This is a genomic window from Bartonella bilalgolemi (assembly GCF_023500045.1).
Taxonomy (GTDB): Bacteria; Pseudomonadota; Alphaproteobacteria; order Rhizobiales; family Rhizobiaceae; genus Bartonella; species Bartonella bilalgolemii.
Genome location: NZ_JAMCOF010000004.1, coordinates 1 through 17836, shown reverse-complemented (window position 1 = coordinate 17836; position 17836 = coordinate 1). Strand labels below are relative to the sequence as shown.

At 34.4% G+C, this 17836-nt stretch carries 20 protein-coding genes and 1 tRNA gene; 15 read left to right on the top strand and 6 right to left on the bottom strand.

What is annotated here, in order from left to right; all coding sequences use genetic code 11:
- Positions 1-18: 18 nt before the first annotated feature.
- Entirely contained in the window at positions 19-951 is a 933-nt protein-coding gene (argC, locus tag M4Z11_RS03105) for an N-acetyl-gamma-glutamyl-phosphate reductase (protein WP_249676123.1), read from the bottom strand.
- Positions 952-1262: 311 nt separating this feature from the next.
- Between argC and glyA the strand changes: the two genes are divergently transcribed.
- From glyA to nusB, 6 genes are read left to right on the top strand one after another with little or no spacing between them, the layout of a single operon-like run.
- A complete protein-coding gene (gene glyA / locus M4Z11_RS03100) occupies positions 1263-2576 on the top strand; it encodes a serine hydroxymethyltransferase (RefSeq protein WP_249676120.1) in 1314 nt (437 codons plus the stop codon).
- 12 nt (positions 2577-2588) lie between these two features.
- Entirely contained in the window at positions 2589-3071 is a 483-nt protein-coding gene (gene nrdR / locus M4Z11_RS03095) for a transcriptional regulator NrdR (RefSeq protein ID WP_249676118.1), read from the top strand.
- Positions 3064-4188 (top strand): bifunctional diaminohydroxyphosphoribosylaminopyrimidine deaminase/5-amino-6-(5-phosphoribosylamino)uracil reductase RibD, encoded by a 1125-nt coding sequence (gene ribD / locus M4Z11_RS03090; protein WP_249676115.1) that lies wholly within the window; start codon positions 3064-3066, stop codon positions 4186-4188. The genes nrdR and ribD overlap by 8 nt, the downstream gene beginning before the upstream one ends.
- The gene (locus M4Z11_RS03085; protein WP_249676109.1) at positions 4170-4787 is read left to right on the top strand and encodes a riboflavin synthase; all 618 of its coding nucleotides are present in this window, start codon (positions 4170-4172) and stop codon (positions 4785-4787) included. The genes ribD and M4Z11_RS03085 overlap by 19 nt, the downstream gene beginning before the upstream one ends.
- Positions 4788-4816: 29 nt before the next feature.
- Positions 4817-5275, top strand: coding sequence for a 6,7-dimethyl-8-ribityllumazine synthase (locus M4Z11_RS03080; RefSeq protein WP_249676103.1), 459 nt, complete (start codon positions 4817-4819; stop codon positions 5273-5275).
- A gap of 2 nt (positions 5276-5277) precedes the next feature.
- A complete protein-coding gene (gene nusB, locus M4Z11_RS03075) occupies positions 5278-5745 on the top strand; it encodes a transcription antitermination factor NusB (protein WP_249676101.1) in 468 nt (155 codons plus the stop codon).
- A gap of 54 nt (positions 5746-5799) precedes the next feature.
- On the opposite strand, the gene M4Z11_RS03070 is transcribed toward nusB, so the two are convergent.
- Positions 5800-6315 (bottom strand): outer membrane protein assembly factor BamE, encoded by a 516-nt coding sequence (locus M4Z11_RS03070; RefSeq protein WP_249676414.1) that lies wholly within the window; start codon positions 6313-6315, stop codon positions 5800-5802.
- Between the two features lie 226 nt (positions 6316-6541).
- On the opposite strand from M4Z11_RS03070, the gene M4Z11_RS03065 reads away from it, so the two are divergent.
- The 5 genes from M4Z11_RS03065 to M4Z11_RS03045 all read left to right on the top strand — a co-directional run bounded on the left by M4Z11_RS03065 (position 6542) and on the right by M4Z11_RS03045 (position 10382).
- Entirely contained in the window at positions 6542-7102 is a 561-nt protein-coding gene (locus M4Z11_RS03065) for a DUF177 domain-containing protein (RefSeq protein WP_249676098.1), read from the top strand.
- A gap of 135 nt (positions 7103-7237) precedes the next feature.
- Positions 7238-8311, top strand: coding sequence for a phosphate acyltransferase PlsX (gene plsX, locus M4Z11_RS03060; RefSeq protein ID WP_249676097.1), 1074 nt, complete (start codon positions 7238-7240; stop codon positions 8309-8311).
- Between the two features lie 37 nt (positions 8312-8348).
- Complete coding sequence (locus M4Z11_RS03055) at positions 8349-9320, top strand: beta-ketoacyl-ACP synthase III (RefSeq protein ID WP_249676095.1); 972 nt, start codon at positions 8349-8351, stop codon at positions 9318-9320.
- Positions 9321-9394: 74 nt separating this feature from the next.
- The gene (locus M4Z11_RS03050; RefSeq protein WP_249676093.1) at positions 9395-9706 is read left to right on the top strand and encodes an integration host factor subunit alpha; all 312 of its coding nucleotides are present in this window, start codon (positions 9395-9397) and stop codon (positions 9704-9706) included.
- Positions 9707-9878: 172 nt separating this feature from the next.
- Positions 9879-10382: a MerR family transcriptional regulator gene (locus tag M4Z11_RS03045; protein WP_249676089.1), complete on the top strand. Its 504-nt coding sequence runs from the start codon at positions 9879-9881 to the stop codon at positions 10380-10382.
- Between the two features lie 41 nt (positions 10383-10423).
- On the opposite strand, the gene thrS is transcribed toward M4Z11_RS03045, so the two are convergent.
- The 3 genes from thrS to M4Z11_RS03030 all read right to left on the bottom strand — a co-directional run bounded on the left by thrS (position 10424) and on the right by M4Z11_RS03030 (position 13296).
- On the bottom strand, positions 10424-12388 hold the full coding sequence (gene thrS, locus M4Z11_RS03040) for a threonine--tRNA ligase (RefSeq protein WP_249676087.1): 1965 nt from the start codon (positions 12386-12388) through the stop codon (positions 10424-10426).
- 133 nt (positions 12389-12521) lie between these two features.
- Positions 12522-12866: a membrane protein insertion efficiency factor YidD gene (yidD, locus tag M4Z11_RS03035; RefSeq protein ID WP_249676085.1), complete on the bottom strand. Its 345-nt coding sequence runs from the start codon at positions 12864-12866 to the stop codon at positions 12522-12524.
- Positions 12859-13296 carry an iron-sulfur cluster assembly scaffold protein gene (locus M4Z11_RS03030; protein ID WP_249676082.1) on the bottom strand — a complete coding sequence of 146 codons (438 nt, stop codon included), beginning with the start codon at positions 13294-13296 and terminating at the stop codon, positions 12859-12861. Before M4Z11_RS03030 ends, yidD begins: the two co-directional genes overlap by 8 nt.
- Before the next feature lie 114 nt (positions 13297-13410).
- Between M4Z11_RS03030 and folE the strand changes: the two genes are divergently transcribed.
- The 4 genes from folE to M4Z11_RS03010 all read left to right on the top strand — a co-directional run bounded on the left by folE (position 13411) and on the right by M4Z11_RS03010 (position 16282).
- Complete coding sequence (gene folE, locus M4Z11_RS03025) at positions 13411-14025, top strand: GTP cyclohydrolase I FolE (RefSeq protein ID WP_249676079.1); 615 nt, start codon at positions 13411-13413, stop codon at positions 14023-14025.
- A gap of 154 nt (positions 14026-14179) precedes the next feature.
- Positions 14180-14264 (top strand) — tRNA-Leu (locus M4Z11_RS03020).
- A 204-nt stretch (positions 14265-14468) separates the two neighbouring features.
- Complete coding sequence (locus M4Z11_RS03015; RefSeq protein ID WP_249676078.1) at positions 14469-15650, top strand: alpha/beta hydrolase; 1182 nt, start codon at positions 14469-14471, stop codon at positions 15648-15650.
- Positions 15651-15790: 140 nt separating this feature from the next.
- On the top strand, positions 15791-16282 hold the full coding sequence (locus M4Z11_RS03010; protein ID WP_249676076.1) for a hypothetical protein: 492 nt from the start codon (positions 15791-15793) through the stop codon (positions 16280-16282).
- Positions 16283-16924: 642 nt separating this feature from the next.
- Here M4Z11_RS03010 and M4Z11_RS03005 read toward each other — a convergent pair.
- On the bottom strand, positions 16925-17698 hold the full coding sequence (locus tag M4Z11_RS03005) for an N-acetylmuramoyl-L-alanine amidase (RefSeq protein WP_249676411.1): 774 nt from the start codon (positions 17696-17698) through the stop codon (positions 16925-16927).
- Positions 17699-17836: the final 138 nt, after the last annotated feature.

Here is a 17836-nt window from a genome sequence, read left to right as displayed (position 1 = left end):
AATTTTTTAAACAACATTTCAGCCTGAGAGCATTAAATCAAGATTTTGAACAGCCGATGCGGATGCTCCTTTTCCCAAATTATCTAATATAGAGCAAAGATTGAAAATACCGTCATTATCATTGCCAAAAACAAAAAGTTTCATACTATCTTTATGTGCTAAGGATTCTGGGTTTAGTTTAGTCAGTGTTTCGGTTTCTTCTTGTGATGCAATAGATATTGTATTTTGTTCGTTATAATGGGTATGAAAAATTTCACGAAGATCAGAACAGTTAGCTGATTTTGTAAATAAATTGCGATGTAGGGGGATATTAACAATCATTCCTTGGGGAAAACGACCAACGCTTGGCACGAAAACAGGTGTTTGGCTAATTTGTCCATGAGTTTTGATTTCGGGAATATGTTTATGATTAAGATTCAGACCATAAATAAAATAGTTTTCTTCCAGAGAATCTTTTCTGGATTGGTTTTCCATTTGAGCAATTAATTGTCTACCACCACCTGTATAGCCAGATATAGCATTAATTGATATTGGGTAATTAGAGTCTATTAAGCCTGCTTCACGTAATGGTCGAATCAAACTAATTGCACCGGTTGGATAACATCCAGGATTTGCAACATAGTGTGCTTCTTGGATACGTTTTTTTTGTCCTTTTGTCATTTCAGGAAAGCCATAGACCCAATCTGCAGCAATGCGGTGTGCTGTTGAGCTGTCAATAATTCTAATTTTTTTATTGTTTTTAAGGAGTTTAATTGTTTCCCGTGCGGCTTCATCTGGAAGACATAAAATAACAATGTCAGCTTGATTAAGATAGTCTTTTCGAGAATCAAGATTATGGCGATCTTCGTGAGGGATAGATAGCAATTCTAGATCAGAACGTTTTGCCAATCGTTTTTGTATTTGCAGTCCGGTTGTTCCATGTTCACCATCAATAAAAATTTTTGTTGCCATCTATTATCCTTGAATTCAATTTTTTCTGTGATCCCACTTTATAATACCCTATCCAATTAAATGATTGGATATCTTGAACTATAAGTTTATTATTTTTCTTGTTTGAAAACAGTATAATAGTATTACATATATAAGTTTTAACATGTAATTTTTGCGTCATTTATTTTTTATGAAGATAGAATTTTATTGTTTTAAAAAAAATATAAGCTGAATTCTTGCTGTATTTACAGTTTTTGAACTTAAATTTTAAAAAGTTTTGTCTATAAGATTTGCTGTGTTACCTTCCATTACTCTAATTTAGGACATGTTTTATGACCAAGCAAGCAAATGATCTGCGTAAGTGTTTTTTTAATGATAGTTTACAAGTTGCTGATTCTGTAGTTTTTGATGCAATTAGTGGTGAGCTTGGACGTCAATGCTCTGAGATTGAATTGATCGCATCAGAAAATATTGTTTCAAGGGCAGTTCTTGAAGCTCAGGGATCTATTTTAACCAATAAGTATGCAGAAGGTTATCCAGGAAAGCGTTATTATGGTGGTTGTCATTTTGTTGATTTGGTTGAAGAATTGGCAATCGAGCGAGCAAAAAAACTTTTTGGTGCATCTTTTGTAAATGTGCAACCTAATTCTGGTAGCCAAATGAATCAAGCTGTATTTTTAGCTTTGCTTCAGCCTGGTGATACATTTATGGGGTTGGACTTGAATTCTGGTGGCCATCTCACCCATGGTTCGCCTGTTAATATGTCAGGCAAATGGTTTAATGTTGTTTCTTATGGTGTGCGTCAAGAAGATCAGCTTCTGGATATGGAGGAAATATATCGTTTGGCAAAAAAGCATAAACCAAAGCTTATTTTGGCAGGTGGCACAGCCTATTCACGCTTATGGAATTGGAAATGGTTCCGTGACATTGCAGATGAAATTGGAGCATATTTGATGGTTGATATGGCTCATATTGCAGGTTTAGTTGCTGGAAATGCTCACCCTTCACCTGTACCATATGCTCATGTTATCACTACAACAACGCATAAATCATTGCGTGGTCCCCGTGGTGGTATGATATTGACAAATGATGAAGCTTTAGCTCAAAAAATTAACATGGCAGTTTTTCCCGGTCTTCAAGGTGGTCCTTTAATGCATGTCATTGCAGCTAAGGCTGTTGCATTGGGAGAGGCTTTGCAACCTACTTTTAAAGATTATATTGCTAATGTAGTTATTAATGCTAAAACTTTAGCAGAAAGCTTAAAAAATAATGGTTTTAATATTGTTTCTGGTGGTACAGACAATCATTTATTTTTAGTCGATTTGCGTTCTAAAAATATAACAGGAAAGGGTGCGGAACAAGCTTTGGGGCGTGCTAATATTATTTGCAACAAAAATAGTATTCCCTTTGATCCCAAGAAGCCATCAATAACTTCAGGAATTCGTTTGGGTACACCTGCTGCAACAACACGTGGTTTTACAGAAAGTGAGTTCACTCAAATTGGAAATTTTATTACAGAGGTTCTTGATGGTCTTAGTTTGGCAAGAAGCGATGGAGAGAATACTTCAGTTGAAACAGCTGTCAAAAAGAAGGTGCATGATATGACAAGTAAATTTCCTCTTTATTCTTATTTGGTTTCTTGTTGAGGTATAGAAAATATGCGGTGCCCTTATTGCCAATGTGAAAATACACAGGTTAAAGATTCACGTCCTGCGGAAGATGCAACAGTCATTCGTCGTCGACGTGTGTGTTCTGTTTGTGGTGGTCGTTTTACAACTTTTGAACGTATCCAGTTGCGTGAACTTTTTGTTCTCAAAAAAAGTGGTCGGAGTGAGTTGTTCGATCGTGATAAATTAATGCGGTCGGTTAATATAGCAATACGTAAACGTGATATTGATCCTGAGCGTATTGAACAGGCGATTTCCGGTATCGTGAGACAGCTTGAGAGTTTAGGAGAGCCTGAGATTTCCTCAGCAAAAATTGGTCATCTTGTAATGGAATCTTTAAAAGGTATAGATGATATCGCTTATATTCGTTTTGCTTCTGTATATCGTGATTTCCGTAATGCGATTGATTTTCATAATGTGATAGATGAATTATCAAAAGGTGCAATGGATATAGAAGCTTGTTTTAATGAATAAAGCAGCACAAGATAAGCGATTTATGGCTGTTGCTATTCGTTTAGCAGAACGTCACGTTGGTCTTACGGGTGAAAATCCTTCTGTCGGTGCATTAATTGTACAAAATAAAGAAACAGGCGCGTCTATTGTTGGTTATGGCGTAACTGCTATTCAAGGAAGACCTCATGCTGAAGTGCAAGCTTTACTTATGGCTGGTCCTTTGGCCTATGGTGCAACCGCCTACGTTACTTTAGAACCATGTTCACACTATGGAAAAACTTCACCATGTGTTAATGCACTTATTAATGCAGGTATTACTCGAGTTGTCATTGCTCTTTCTGATCCCGATCAGCGAGTTTATGGTTGTGGTATTACTCTTTTACGTGCAGCAGGTATTGAAGTTGTTGAAGGGGTTTTAGCTGAAGAGGCCTTTGAAACATTAAGTGCTTATTTGTGTGTAAAGAAATTGCAGCGCTGTGAGGTCACTTTAAAAATGGCTATTTCCGCAGATAATGGCATAGGCAAAAAAAGGCAAAGTAGTGTAGGGATTAGTGGAGAAATTTCTCGTGCACAAACTCATATTTTGCGTGCTCAAAATAATGTGATTATGGTTGGTATTGGCACTATATTAGCAGATGATCCACAATTAGATTGTCGTTTGCCAGGACTTGAAACGCGTTCACCTATACGCGTTATTTTGGATAAGGATTTACGCATTCCTCTTGATGCGAAAGTCGTTCAAACAGCAGCAAATATACCTACATGGGTTATTTGTGGTACAGTCCTGTCTAAAAAAAGAAAAAAAACAGCTTTAGAACAATATGGTGTAACCATATGTTCAGTGGATACTAATGATAATTTGATATCACCTTTTGCTATTTTACAACTGCTTTATCAGCGCAAAATCAATAGTGTTTTACTTGAGGGAGGAGCAAAGACAGGAGAAATATTTTTAGATGCTGGTTGTGTAGATTGTTTGATATGTTTTTATGCGCCGATTATTTTAGGGGAAGATCGAATTAAGGCTCCTCATTTTCAATCTTATCTTTCAGAGTTTAATGAAATTGAAATGAGAATGCTGGGGAATGATCGTTTGTATAAATGGAGACGTAAGGTATTATGTTCACAGGGATCATAACGGATATTGGTTGCGTTGAAGATATTCAACCTTTAAAACAGGGAATACGTTTAAATATTTCTACTCATTATGATGTGGAGAGTTTAGAGATAGGTGCATCAATTGCGTGTTCAGGTATTTGTTTGACAGTTGTTGAGCGCACATTAAAGTCCACAGTTGCTCATTGGTTTACTGTTGAAGCATGGGAAGAAGCACTATGTTTAACTAATCTTACACAATGGACAAAAGGAACTTTTATTAATTTAGAGCGCTCACTACGACTTGGTGACGAAATGGGAGGACATTTAGTTTTTGGCCATATCGATGGTTTAGCTGAAATTATTGAGAAAAAAAATGAAGGTGATGCGATTCGTTTTCATCTGCAGGTTCCAATGAAATTAGCTCCATTTATAGCAGAAAAAGGTTCTATTGCACTTAATGGAACATCATTGACTGTTAATTATGTTGAAAATAATATTTTTGATGTTCTTATTATCCGCCATACGCTTGAGATGACAACGTGGGGACAAGCTAAGGTTGGGGATCAGGTGAACTTGGAAGTTGATCAATTGGCTCGTTATGTAGCTAGACTTTCAGATTTTAAAATGAATAAGATGTAAAATTATTTTATTTTTCTGATAGGAGCCATATGACAAAAAATACACATAAAAAGTTGCATGTTTTGATTGTTGAAGCGCGTTTCTATGATGAAATTTCTGATTCTCTTCTTGCAGGTGCGGTTAGTGTTTTGCAACAAGCTGAAGTGAGTTATGATATTGTAACGGTTCCAGGAGCATTAGAAATTCCTTGTGCAATAACTCTGGCTGAAAAAAATAATGAAATATACTATGATGGTTATATAGCTCTTGGTTGTATTATTCGGGGAGAATCATATCATTTTGAAATTGTGGCTGATAATTCCTGTCGCGCATTAATGGATTTAACTGTTTATCAACAACTTGCTATTGGCAATGGAATTTTGACCGTTGAAAATGAATTGCAAGCATGGGAACGTGTGAGAAATAATGAAAAAAATAAAGGTGGTTTTGCTGCTAAAGCCGCTTTATGTATGGTTGCTCTAAAGAAAAAATTTGGAGATAATCATTAAATATGGATGATATAAAAGGCAAAGATTCTTTAATTTTAGCTAATAAACGAGGGGCAGCAAGACTCGCTGCTGTACAAGCGCTTTATCAAATGGATATAGTCGGTATTGGTGTTATGGAGGTAATAGCTGAATATAAGGCTTATCGTTTAGGAAAAGATATTGATGGGAGTCAGTATCTTGATGCTGATTTTCAATGGTTTCGCTCTATTGTTGTTGGAGTTGTAAAAGATCAAAAGCAGCTTGATCCTATGCTTCATCAACAACTTTCTGAAGAATGGGCGCTTTCACGTCTTGATTCTACATTACGGGCAATTTTGCGTGCTGGCTTATGGGAGTTGATCAATCGCAAAGATGTGCCTGTTGCTGTTATTATGAATGAATACGTCGATATAGCTAAGGCTTTTTTTGAAAGTAATGAACCAAGGCTTGTAAATGCAGTTCTTGACAGTATAGCAAAGGAAATATGTTAATAAAGTTACAAAAAAATCCCAATAATATTGGGATTTTAATTGAATATGTAAAAACTAATGGTTAACAACCGGATCGTCAGCAGGATCTGGAGCACCCTTGATAAGTTGAATCAACAACGGTTGATCATTACCACCAGTTGGTGTTGTTTGTGTGATGAAATCAAAAATTCTCCCATCCTGTAAACCATAATTGGCTATTTTTATAACTTGGCGATCTTTGTTAAAATAAATTGCTAAAACTTTGCGATCAGTAATTTTTGTTTTCATAAACTGCATTTTTCGATATCGAGTTTGTGAAATATAATAGAAAACTTCATTATTATATTGCGTTTTCAGAGAGGGAGAGCCTAAAGCTAAAAGAACTTGCTCTTGACTTGAACCAACAGAAATAGAATCAAGAGCACTTTGATCAAGAATATAACCTTCTTTATATATTTGGCTTGAATTGAGAGAGTTATATATTTGACTTGAGTTTAAATAACTAATTGGATTACAGCCTGCGATTCCGATTATGCTCACTATTGAGAGGCCAATCAGTAATTTACGTTTAGTGATTACTATGTGGGGTATTTGAAACAATGATATCTCCATTTTACACTTAGTAATATATGATGAAAAGGTGATCTCAAGTCTTTCTTAAATTTTTGATTTAATTATTATTCACCATATCTTACGATGACCTTTACTATTATAATGCCATATAGAGTTTCTTTAGAAAAGAAAAAAATCATAAATATAATCTGGTCAAATAGAAGACACAGTATAATATACTCTTTTTTATATCTTGGAGTTTCTAATGGCTGTTTCAAGTATTTCCCGAATGGAATTTGCTTTCACTTATCCAGTATCAGTGCGCTCATTACCTATAAAAGGAATAAGAGTTCATATTTGCGCAGATCAACAGGAATGTACATATTTAGCTAAGAATCATGGTTTAGTTGATGTAAAATTATTTGAGGGAGAATTTTGTATTTTACCATGGAAAAAACGTGGAGTACGTGTAAAAGGTTTATTACAGGCACGTATAATACAATCATGCGTTATTACATTAGAGCTGCTAGAAGATATTATCCATGAGAATATTAATATTGTTTTTGTTCCTGAAGATTCAAATTTGGTGAAACCTAAAATATCAGAAGGTACGGGTGAATTATTTTTAGATGTGGAAGGGCCAGATATACCAGAAGTATTTTATGGAGATAAAATTGATATTGGTGCAGTCATGGAAGAATTTTTAGAATTATCAATTAATCAATATCCACGTAAAGAAGGTGCTAGTCTAGATACAACAGTTAAAGATTTAGAAAAAATTAAACAAAATTCGTCACCATTCTCTGTTTTGAAAGAGTGGAAGTGATTGTAAATATATAAATTGTCTGTTGTATAGTTGTATAAAACAGTCTTTTCTAAAAAGAAATTGTAGCGATAATTTTTATAATTGTTTAATAGCAAACAGTTGCGACGTAAATTTAAAGATATAGGATAAGCAAGCGTGATTAAAATTTCTGTGGATGTAATGGGTGGTGATTATGGTCCAGAAATTACTCTTGCGGGAGCTGCAATTGCTCAAAAATATTTACCAAATATTCATTTTTTGTTTTATGGAATAGGTAAAGTTGTTGAACCGATTTTAAAAAAATACCCTCATTTGGTTGCAGCATCATGCTTTTATCCTACAGAAGGTTATACACGTATGGATGAAAAGCCAAGCCAAGCACTTCGTAATGGGCGTGGTAAATCGTCAATGTGGCATGCGATTGAGTCCGTAAAAAATGGCAAAGCTGATGCTTGTGTTTCTGCTGGTAATACTGGTGCACTCATGGCAATGTCTTACTTTTGTTTAAAAATGATGGCAGAAGCTGAACGTCCTGGTATTGCTGGTATTTGGCCAACTCTTCGTAGTGAAAGTATTGTTTTAGATATTGGTGCGACAATTGGAGCATCTGCTAGTCAATTAGTTGATTTAGCAGTTATGGGTGCTGGAATGTTCCGTGCTTTATATCATATTGAAAAACCAAGCGTTGGGTTGTTAAATGTGGGGGTTGAAGAGGTTAAAGGCTTGGATGAAATAAAGAAAGCGGGAATGATATTACGTAAAGTGCAATTAGATGGTTTAGAATATAAAGGATTTGTTGAAGGAAATGATATTGGAAAAGGAACTGTTGATGTTGTTGTCACTGAGGGATTTTCCGGTAATATTGCTTTAAAAGCTGCAGAAGGAACTGCTCGACAGATGGCCGAAACCTTAAATGTTGCTATGCGTAGTTCTATTCTTTCATATTTGGGGTATCTTTTATCGCGAAGTGCTTTTCGTAAATTGAAACATAAAATGGATCCAGATAGGGTTAATGGTGGTGTTCTTTTAGGCCTCAATGGTGTGGTTATAAAAAGCCATGGTGGTACTAATGCTAACGGTTTCGCTTCTGCTATTCGCGTTGGCTATGAAATGGTAAGTAATGGACTCTTAAAAGAAATAGCCACAGATTTACGACTTTTTCATGAGAGTAAAGCATTACTTTTGGATGATGAAAGGGAAGCTGAGATGAATATGATGGAGGGAAGATGATAGAGATTCGTAGTATAAAGGAGAAGGTTAAGGCGACATGATTCGATCAGTTATGCGTAGTGTAGGAAGTGCCTTACCCAAAAAAAGCTTATCGAATGATGAGATTACAAAGTTGGTTGAAACATCTGATTCGTGGATTGTTCAACGTACAGGAATTCGTCAACGTTATATTGCTGATAATAATGAAACTACTGTTTCTTTAGGAATAAAAGCTGCACAAGAAGCTCTGAAAAATTCTGGTATGACAGTGAAAGATATTGATTGTATTATTCTAGCAACTTCAACACCTAATCGTACTTTTCCTGCTTCTGCTGTTGAAATTCAGCATGCTTTAGGAATGAAACATGGTTTTGCTTTTGATGTTCAAGCTGTTTGTTCTGGTTTTATTTTTGCGTTGGTAACAGGAGATGCTTATTTACGTTGTGGAGTAGCAAAGAGGATTTTGGTGATTGGGTCTGACACATTTTCTCGAATTTTAGATTGGAAAGATCGTACAACATGTGTTTTATTTGGTGATGGTTCAGGTGCAGCTATTTTAGAAGCGCAAGAATTTGAAGGTACTTTTGCTGATTTTGGTATATTATCGGCTAAATTACGTTCTGATGGTGCTTATGCAGATAAGCTATATGTTGATGGTGGTCCTTCAACAACACAAACAACAGGTTATTTACGCATGGATGGACGGGAAGTTTTTAAACATGCAGTTAGTATGATAACTGATGTAGTTGATGATTGTTTTGCAGCAGTTGAGATGAAGCCTTCTCAATTAGATTGGTTTGTGCCTCATCAAGCTAACAAACGTATTATTGAAGCATCAGCTAGAAAGCTAGGGATCACGAAAGATCGGATTGTTATTACCATTGATCAGCATGGTAATACATCTGCGGCATCGGTACCGTTAGCTTTAGCAACTGCTGTTCAAGATGGAAGAATAAAAAAAGGAGATCTTATTATGCTAGAGGCTATGGGTGGAGGTTTTACATGGGGAGCGATTCTTATCCGCTGGTAAGCTATAGCAGCTTGACTACATTTAAATAAAACGTATAAATTTTTTGTAATTTTTAATGTTTAAATAGGTGAATAATGACAAGTAAGACAGTAACACGTGCAGATTTGGCTGGCGCGGTTTGTAGAAAAGTGGGCTTGTCACACACTGAATCAGCCGATTTAGTTGAGTTGGTCTTGGGCGAAATATGCAATTCACTTGTCAAAGGTGAAATGGTTAAATTATCTTCTTTTGCGACTTTTCAAGTTCGTGATAAAAGTGAACGAGTTGGACGCAATCCAAAAACAGGTATTGAAGCATCCATTCCACCACGGCGTGTGGTAACATTCAAGGCTGCAAATGTGCTCAAGAAAAGAATTTTAGATACGCATCGTGCGAAGAAAAAATAATTTTATATTAAACAGACAATATTAAGATTTTTATTCTTTGTGAAAGAGTCTTATATTTTAAGTGAAGAGGCTCTTATTAAAGAGATTTCATATTGTGATCAATCTCAATAAGAAATATTAAATTGATCAGGAACTATAAAATATTGATGTAATTTTAGGTGAGGTGTTATAAATGGATAAAAGCCCCGATGCTTTTCGCACAATTAGTGAAGTAGCTGATCTATTGGGGATTCCGCAGCATGTATTAAGATTCTGGGAAACACGGTTTGGTCAGATTAAGCCATTGAAGCGTGGGGGCGGACGTCGTTATTATCGCCCTAATGATATCGATTTACTCAATGGTATAAAACAATTACTTTACGGGCAAGGTTATACCATAAAAGGTGTACAACGTATTTTAAAAGAGAAGGGAGCTCCTTTTATTGTTGCTCTTGGCAGTGGTGATCTTGACGCTATGAATATTTTAATGGAAAAAAAATGTGCAGAACAGGAATCTGAATCTGTTCCTACTAAGTCAAAAAAAATAGCATTTGGGCTTTTGGGGTTTATGAAGAATGAAGGAGAAGCCCCTGTTGGTGCTATAAATAATTATCGAGATAAAACTGATAAAGTATTGCTACAGGAAGTGCTATTTGAGTTAATTGAGTGTAAACGTATTCTTGATAAAGCAAGATAATAATAACCTATTATATAGTATTTTATGACATCAGGCATTAATTAACAACGTAAATCTGGTGGTGTTGCTTCATCCAACAATTGTTGAAACACTTTTTCTATAGGTAAAAAGGTTTGCTCTACACTTCCTAAGCGACGTATATTAACGCTATTTGTTTCAGCTTCACGTTTACCACATACCAAAATTACAGGAATTTTTTGTAAAGAGTGTTCGCGTATTTTGTAGTTAATTTTCTCATTGCGGGAATCTAGAGTTGCTAAAAGACCAATAGCTTTGAGTTTTTCTGTTATTTTTTTTGCATACTCATTCGCATCGGATGTAATCGTTGCCACAACAATCTGTTGAGGCGCAAGCCAAAATGGTATATGACCAGAAAAGTTCTCAATTAATATACCAAGAAAACGCTCCATTGATCCAAAAATAGCTCGATGGATCATAACGGGTTGGCGTTTTTCGGAATCCTTATCAATATAAAATGCTCCAAAGCGTTCAGGTAAATTAAAGTCTACTTGTGTTGTTCCACATTGCCACTCGCGGCCAATAGCATCTGTCAGTGTATATTCAAATTTTGGTCCATAAAATGCTCCTTCACCAGGAAGAACGCTTATTTTAACACGTCCTGAAAATTTTTTCTCAATAGTTTTAAGAACAGATGTCATGATATTTTCAGCATGGTCCCATAATTCATCTGAACCAACACGTTTTTCTGGGCGTGTTGAGAGCTTAAGACTGATTTCTTTAAAATCAAAATCTGCGTAGGTTGATAAAATCAAATCATTGATACTAAGACATTCATCAGCTAATTGTTCTTCAGTACAAAAAATATGTGCATCATCTTGTGTAAAGCTACGTACCCGCATAAGTCCATGTAAAGAACCTGAAGGCTCATAACGATGAACAAGGCCAAATTCAGCTAGTCTAATGGGCAAATCACGATAAGATTTTAAACCGTGTTTAAAGATCTGTACATGGCCAGGGCAATTCATTGGTTTAAGAGCATAAATATGTTCATTATTCCAGTCATCAGCAGCTGGGATTGTTTTGAACATATTTTCTTTATACCATTCCCAGTGACCTGATATTTCCCAAAGAGACTTATCAAGAACTTGTGGCGCTTGAACCTCAGCATATTTATGATTGTCAAGACGACGACGCATGTAACTGATCAAATTTTGGAACATTTTCCAACCTTTGGGGTGCCAAAAAATCATTCCTGGGCTTTCTTCTTGAAAGTGAAATAAATCCATTTCTCGTCCTAAGCGGCGATGATCCCGTTTTTCGGCTTCTTCTAGCATATGAAGATAGGCTTTTAAGTCGTTTTCATTAGTAAATGCTGTACCATAAATTCTTGTTAACATAGGATTATTGGAATCACCACGCCAATAAGCACCTGCAACTTTCATCAATTTAAACGCATTACCAATTTGGCCAGTAGATTGCATATGTGGACCACGGCAAAGATCAAACCAGTCACCTTGATAATAGACTTTCAAATCTTGATCATCAGGGATAGAATCAATAAGCTCAATTTTATAGAATTCGTTTTTTTCAGAAAAAATCTTCTTAGCTTTTTCACGAGACCAAATTTCTTTTCTGAAAGGTTTATTGCGTTGAATAATTTCACGCATTTTCTTTTCAATGGTAGTAAGATCATCTAATGTAAAAGGTTGTTTACGTGCAAAATCATAATAAAAACCGTTTTCAATAACTGGGCCGATTGTAACTTGTGTTTCAGGAAAAAGCTCTTGTACTGCTTCAGCTAAAACATGTGCGCAATCATGGCGTATCAATTCAAGTGCGCGTGGATCATCGCGGGTGATGATTTCTACTTGTCCAGATTGTTCTAATGGATCTGAAAGATCTCTAAGAGCTCCATCAAGACTGTAAGCAACTGCTTTTTTTGCAAGGGACTTAGAAATAGATTCAGCTAATTCTAAACCAGTTGTTTCGGTTGGGTAATCGCGCTTTGAGCCATCAGGAAAAGAAAGAAAAATAGAGCAAGACATAAAGAACCCTTTTAATCCAATTCTGCTAACGATTGCAGATGGTTTCGTGAACATTTAGCAATAATCAATTAAAGCTAATAGGCTAATTTCTTATCAACCCTTTTTTATGCATAACGCATTAAAAAAGAAAAGACTATTTATTACGTTTGATAGAAATTTTCCAGTAGTGCCAAGGTTTATAGGAATTTTCAATAGAGGTTGGTACTGGATCGAAGCCATTTGTTCCAAACGGACAACAACGTATAAGACGAAAAAATCCCATCCATGCGCCTGCCCATAGACCATGGCGTGCAATCGCTTCGTAGGCATATTCTGAACAAGTTGGTCTGTGACGACAATGAATGCCTATAAAGCTAGACAGAGTTATTTGATAGAAACGTATTAGTCCGATACCAAGTAATCGTCCAGGTGTTTTTTGCCAAGGCCCCTTGTAGTTTCTTGTGTATGTTTTATTTGTTTTTATGTGTTGTTTAGCCATTTATTTTTTCTTCAATTTGTTTAATACAATCTATGACTGCATCAAAAGTAAGCATTACCGATGCATGACGTGTTTGATAGTCTTTAATAGGTTTTAAACAGGCAAATGCTTCAAATGGAGCTGAAGGAGGAGGGCCATTTTTTGTTAACATATGCTGAATAATTTTATGTAGTATTTTAAGGTCTTGCGTTTTTTGACCAATGATATGATATGCAAGAATAGAAGATGAAGCTTGTCCAAGTACACATGCACATATCTCATGAGCAAAATCTATGATAGTGCTATTTTCTATTTTTAGGTCTACGGTAACGGTTGATCCACAAAAGCGTGCACACTTTTTTGATGTTGCATCTGGATTGTTAAGACGACCGATTTTGCTTATATGTGCAGCATGTTCAAGTATTGTATTGCTATAGATATTATCAATCATAAGCTATTATCTGATTTTTGAGAGTTATTGCTATTTAAGCTTTTAATTCATTTATATAAAGATTATATAAAAAATAATAAATATCTTACTACATAATTAAGTTGGAGTTATTTAATGTGTGATATCATGAAAGGAGGAGCAACTAATCTATTTCTCTCTGAGCAAAAAAAGCCTGATATTGAAGAAGTGGAGGCGGCGATTCATACATTACTATTATGGATAGGAGAAGATCCAAACCGAGAAGGGCTATTAAATACTCCAAGTCGTGTTGCTAAAGCGTATCGTGAGCTTTTTACTGGTTATAACGAATCAGTTAAAGAAATTTTAGATACAGTTTTTGAGGAAGTTTCAGGATATAATGAACCAATTATATTGAAGAATATCTCTTTTTATTCACATTGTGAACACCATATACTTCCAATTATTGGTAGAGCCCATATTGCTTATCTCCCTGATAAAAAAGTTGTTGGACTTTCAAAAATTGCACGTGTTGTAGATGTTTTTTCTCGTCGTTTACAAACACAAGAAAACATGACAGCTCAAATAGTTGAGTCTTTAAATACGCATCTAAAGCCTCGTGGTGTTGCTGTAATGATCGAGGCTGAGCATATGTGTATGGGCATGAGAGGGATACGAAAGCAAGGTGCTACGACTATTACAACAGGTTTTCATGGATATTATCAAAGTAATCAAATAGCACAAGATAGTTTTATGTCATTAATACGCTGATTATGGTAATCTGTAAAATGTATCCTTTAAGGATTTATATTATTAAATATGAAGTAGTGTGAAATAAAATAAATTATGAGAATATAAAAATAAACTTGTACCTTATTGTATGATTTGTTAAATGCGGAGATAATGTATTTTGCTTATATCGTGTGCGGTCGTGGCGGAATTGGTAGACGCGCAGCGTTGAGGTCGCTGTGGGGCAACTCGTGGAAGTTCGAGTCTTCTCGACCGCACCATTTATATTTTTTGTGATTGATGTTTAAAGTGCAGATAAAAGCTGTAATAGTGAGCATTAAGATGCGAATTTTATACATTTTTTTTTCTAATGTCTTATATAATTAATTGCTTTGTTGCAGGTTATTAGAAACTGTATCTTGTGTTATTATTATAGGTACGAAATATGATTTCTTGTTTATCTGATAAGATTAGGTAGTATTGCAGTGAAAAATGTATTACTGTTAAAGCAGTTAGTGCTTTTTATTTGTGTTACTTTTTTGGTTGCGTGTGGTGGGTCGCGTGCTGTACTTTGGCATGGAATACATGCAACACCGTCTATGGTTGCTACACAGAGAAAAGTTGAAAAACAGATTCTTCCAAAGGCTGTTATCCCAGTTTATGTTGCTACAAGTCGTATGATGCAGGATAATTATTCTCAACCTTATGGAGCAGAACGGTCAAATAAAGTATATTACAATCGCGTTGATATAGGAATTCCTCAACAACATGTGAAAGGCATGGTGGAGACAAATGCTTATAAGCCTAGTCATGATAAATATTTTGCAGCAGTCGCTTTGCAAAAATATGATAATAAAGAACAGTTTAAACAGCAATTAAATATTGCGTTAGCAAAAAAAACAAAAGGAAAAAAAGAAATTTTTCTTTTTATTCATGGCTACAATAACAATTTTGCAGATGGTACATTCCGTACAGCTCAATTTGCTTACGATTATTCTTTAAATGTTGTTAATGTACATTATTCATGGCCTTCGGCTGGTGCAATACCTCTTTATATTTATGATCGTGATAGCGCTAATTTTGCGCGTGATGGGCTGATAGAACTTCTGATGACTATCAGTGAAACAGATGCTGATAAGGTTTCAATTATTGCACACTCTATGGGTAATTTTGTTACAATGGAAGCGTTTAGAACTCTAGCATTACAAGGAAAATACAAGCTAATTCATCGTATTACGAGTTTTTTAATGGCAGCGCCTGATATTGACCTTGATGTATTTGAGCGTCAACTTAATGATATTAAAATATTACCTCAACCAACAGCTATTTTGGTATCTCGTAAGGACAAAGCTCTTGCTCTTTCAGGGCGCCTTACAGGTGGACATCCTCGTGTAGGAGATGGCTCAAATATTGAAATATTACAGAAGAACGGAATAGCTATTCTTGATTTATCTAATATTGATGGTGGCACGCATAATGTATTTGCATCTTCACCAACATTAATGGCTCTATCTCGAGAAGGATCTTTAGCTTCAACAATTATGCAAGGGACGGAGTTGTCACCTCGTGAGGCGATTCTTGCTGATGGTCACAATATTTTAAAGAGAACAGCGGATTTTATTCTTTATACGCCTATGCATCTCTTATCTCCATTAACTAATTATTAAGTATAAAAAATCAAATATAATAATTTAATATCAGCAAATTAGAAAAGAAATTTTTTTAGCACTTTTTTTAGAATGATTCTATAGGATTTAAAATGAATAGTGGAATAAATGTATACAACTAATCACTAGGTAGATTTATAATGGTTCAACAAAAATACTATACTAAGACACTTACATTAGTTGATTATTTATCTTATTCTGCAGTTAGACTATTAAATATTTATGCTATGCTTTTGAAAATAAAAAAAGCTAATATAAATGGAGCGCCGGATTTATTACATAAAATTGATTCTACCAAACAGCAATTAGATGAAATAAGTTATGCTCTTGTTTTAGAGTATCGCAAACGTCAAGAAAGCGAGCATTTTTTTAAACAAATTTTAATGTCAATTTCTGATCAAATTTTTTCACTTAATAATAGTTTTAAAGAAACTAGTCGCCTTTTATTCCAAGAAATACGAACGATTCAATCACAAATTCAGTATTTTTATGAAGATGAAGAGAAACAACACTCATTAACTAATAATCAGGAAACGTCTTATTCTTCATCTAAAATTGATGATATTATTCAACGATTACAAAAGGCACGGCAGAATCTTGCTTTTGAGAATCCACATCTCTTTGAAAAATAATACTGCAGTTCAAAATAAAAACTGAAATGTATGATAATTTTGTGCTTTGTAAATTTTATAAGTGGATTAAATTAGATAATGCTCTTAAGGAAAGGCATGTGGATTTCTTGTGCTTATTATTAAATAATTTGATAAAAAAGAAAAAGGATTTCCTTTAACAAAAATGAGGATCAGAAGTTGATATTATTGAAAAAATAATTCTATAAGAGAAGCTTAATAAGAAATATTATTACCTTTATTATATTGAAAGGTATTTTTATTTGATTCCTGACTTATAAAAGTTTGAGGAAAAATTTATTAAATCCTACATGAAATCATTAATACAGAAAAAATTTTAATTTGATTGTTAAATCCAACTAAAATTTATATAGTTAACTATTTTATAGATTTAAAAACTAAAAATATACTCGGTTTTCTCTTTTTTAAAAATTTATTCTAAGGTTAAATGAAATTCTTTATGCTTATCAAAGATAAAAGGATTAGGAAAAGCTCTTAGCTCTTCCTTTTATTTATTCTAAAATAGATAGTTATTATACTGAAAAAATATAAAGTATTTAGCCTTTAGTCAGTAAAATTAGTAATTCTATGAAGGCAAAAAAACCTTTTGTAACAATCTCGTATATTTTAATTAAATAAGCTAAATTATTTTGAGGGGAAATATTTTTCTACCAATGCATAAATAATTGCTGCGGTTTCAATATCCAAAACTCCATCATAATTTTTTTGACGAAAATGGAGCTGAAACGCCATAATCAAATTTTTATACCCACTTTCAGTATTTGCATCTGAAGTGTCGTATCCGTATTTTTTTAGTTTAGCTACGACTTCTGTTTTTGCTTTTATAAAAAATGAAGGATCTTTAGCAAATTCTTCTTGATAAGTATCTTTTCGTGCTACATTATACCATGCTCCTATACCTGAATCATAAAGTTCTTTCCACGGAAAAGCCGCACCTGGATCCATTTTTCTTCCAGGAGCAATATCATTATGACCAACAACATTAGTTGGTGAAATATCTGGATAACGTTGAAGAATGTTAAATGCAAGTTCTTTAATTGCATCAATTTGCTTTGGATGAAAAGGTGGAAATGTAAATTTCCCGTTATGATCGGTTGCTAGATTGACTGTTTCTATTCCAATAGCTGTATCATTTAGATTGTTACGTCCAGCCCATGAACTAATACCAGCATGCCATGCACGCTCATTTTCATCAACCAGATTAAAAATGCGTACATCTTTAAAACCTGCATCAATGTATGTCTGTTCTGAAGGATCAGGAATAAGATAATGGGCGCTGACTGAAGGTCCTGTAAGAGTTGTAACAGATGATTTAAAGTTGGCTGCAGTGTAATGCATTACTAGAAAACGAACTCGACGATTAAAGCCCTTTACAGTGCGATAGCTATTATAATCAATTTATGCATAATAAATCCCCCTTTATTTAATTTTATTATAGAATAAATAATATTATATTAATTATAATTAACAAAAAATATTAATAACAAATCATAAATTTTTATGTAGTTTTTATTTTAAAAAATAATAAATATTTTA

Coding starts and splice junctions, on each gene's coding strand:
- yidD (WP_249676085.1), bottom strand. CDS start 12,866: ATGGCTAAACAACACATAAAAACAAATAAAACATACACAAGAAACTAC.
- M4Z11_RS03080 (WP_249676103.1), top strand. CDS start 4,817: ATGACAAAAAATACACATAAAAAGTTGCATGTTTTGATTGTTGAAGCG.
- folE (WP_249676079.1), top strand. CDS start 13,411: ATGTGTGATATCATGAAAGGAGGAGCAACTAATCTATTTCTCTCTGAG.
- M4Z11_RS03045 (WP_249676089.1), top strand. CDS start 9,879: ATGGATAAAAGCCCCGATGCTTTTCGCACAATTAGTGAAGTAGCTGAT.
- ribD (WP_249676115.1), top strand. CDS start 3,064: ATGAATAAAGCAGCACAAGATAAGCGATTTATGGCTGTTGCTATTCGT.
- M4Z11_RS03030 (WP_249676082.1), bottom strand. CDS start 13,296: ATGATTGATAATATCTATAGCAATACAATACTTGAACATGCTGCACAT.
- M4Z11_RS03050 (WP_249676093.1), top strand. CDS start 9,395: ATGACAAGTAAGACAGTAACACGTGCAGATTTGGCTGGCGCGGTTTGT.
- nusB (WP_249676101.1), top strand. CDS start 5,278: ATGGATGATATAAAAGGCAAAGATTCTTTAATTTTAGCTAATAAACGA.
- M4Z11_RS03065 (WP_249676098.1), top strand. CDS start 6,542: ATGGCTGTTTCAAGTATTTCCCGAATGGAATTTGCTTTCACTTATCCA.
- thrS (WP_249676087.1), bottom strand. CDS start 12,388: ATGTCTTGCTCTATTTTTCTTTCTTTTCCTGATGGCTCAAAGCGCGAT.
- M4Z11_RS03055 (WP_249676095.1), top strand. CDS start 8,349: ATGATTCGATCAGTTATGCGTAGTGTAGGAAGTGCCTTACCCAAAAAA.
- M4Z11_RS03085 (WP_249676109.1), top strand. CDS start 4,170: ATGTTCACAGGGATCATAACGGATATTGGTTGCGTTGAAGATATTCAA.
- M4Z11_RS03010 (WP_249676076.1), top strand. CDS start 15,791: ATGGTTCAACAAAAATACTATACTAAGACACTTACATTAGTTGATTAT.
- glyA (WP_249676120.1), top strand. CDS start 1,263: ATGACCAAGCAAGCAAATGATCTGCGTAAGTGTTTTTTTAATGATAGT.
- nrdR (WP_249676118.1), top strand. CDS start 2,589: ATGCGGTGCCCTTATTGCCAATGTGAAAATACACAGGTTAAAGATTCA.
- argC (WP_249676123.1), bottom strand. CDS start 951: ATGGCAACAAAAATTTTTATTGATGGTGAACATGGAACAACCGGACTG.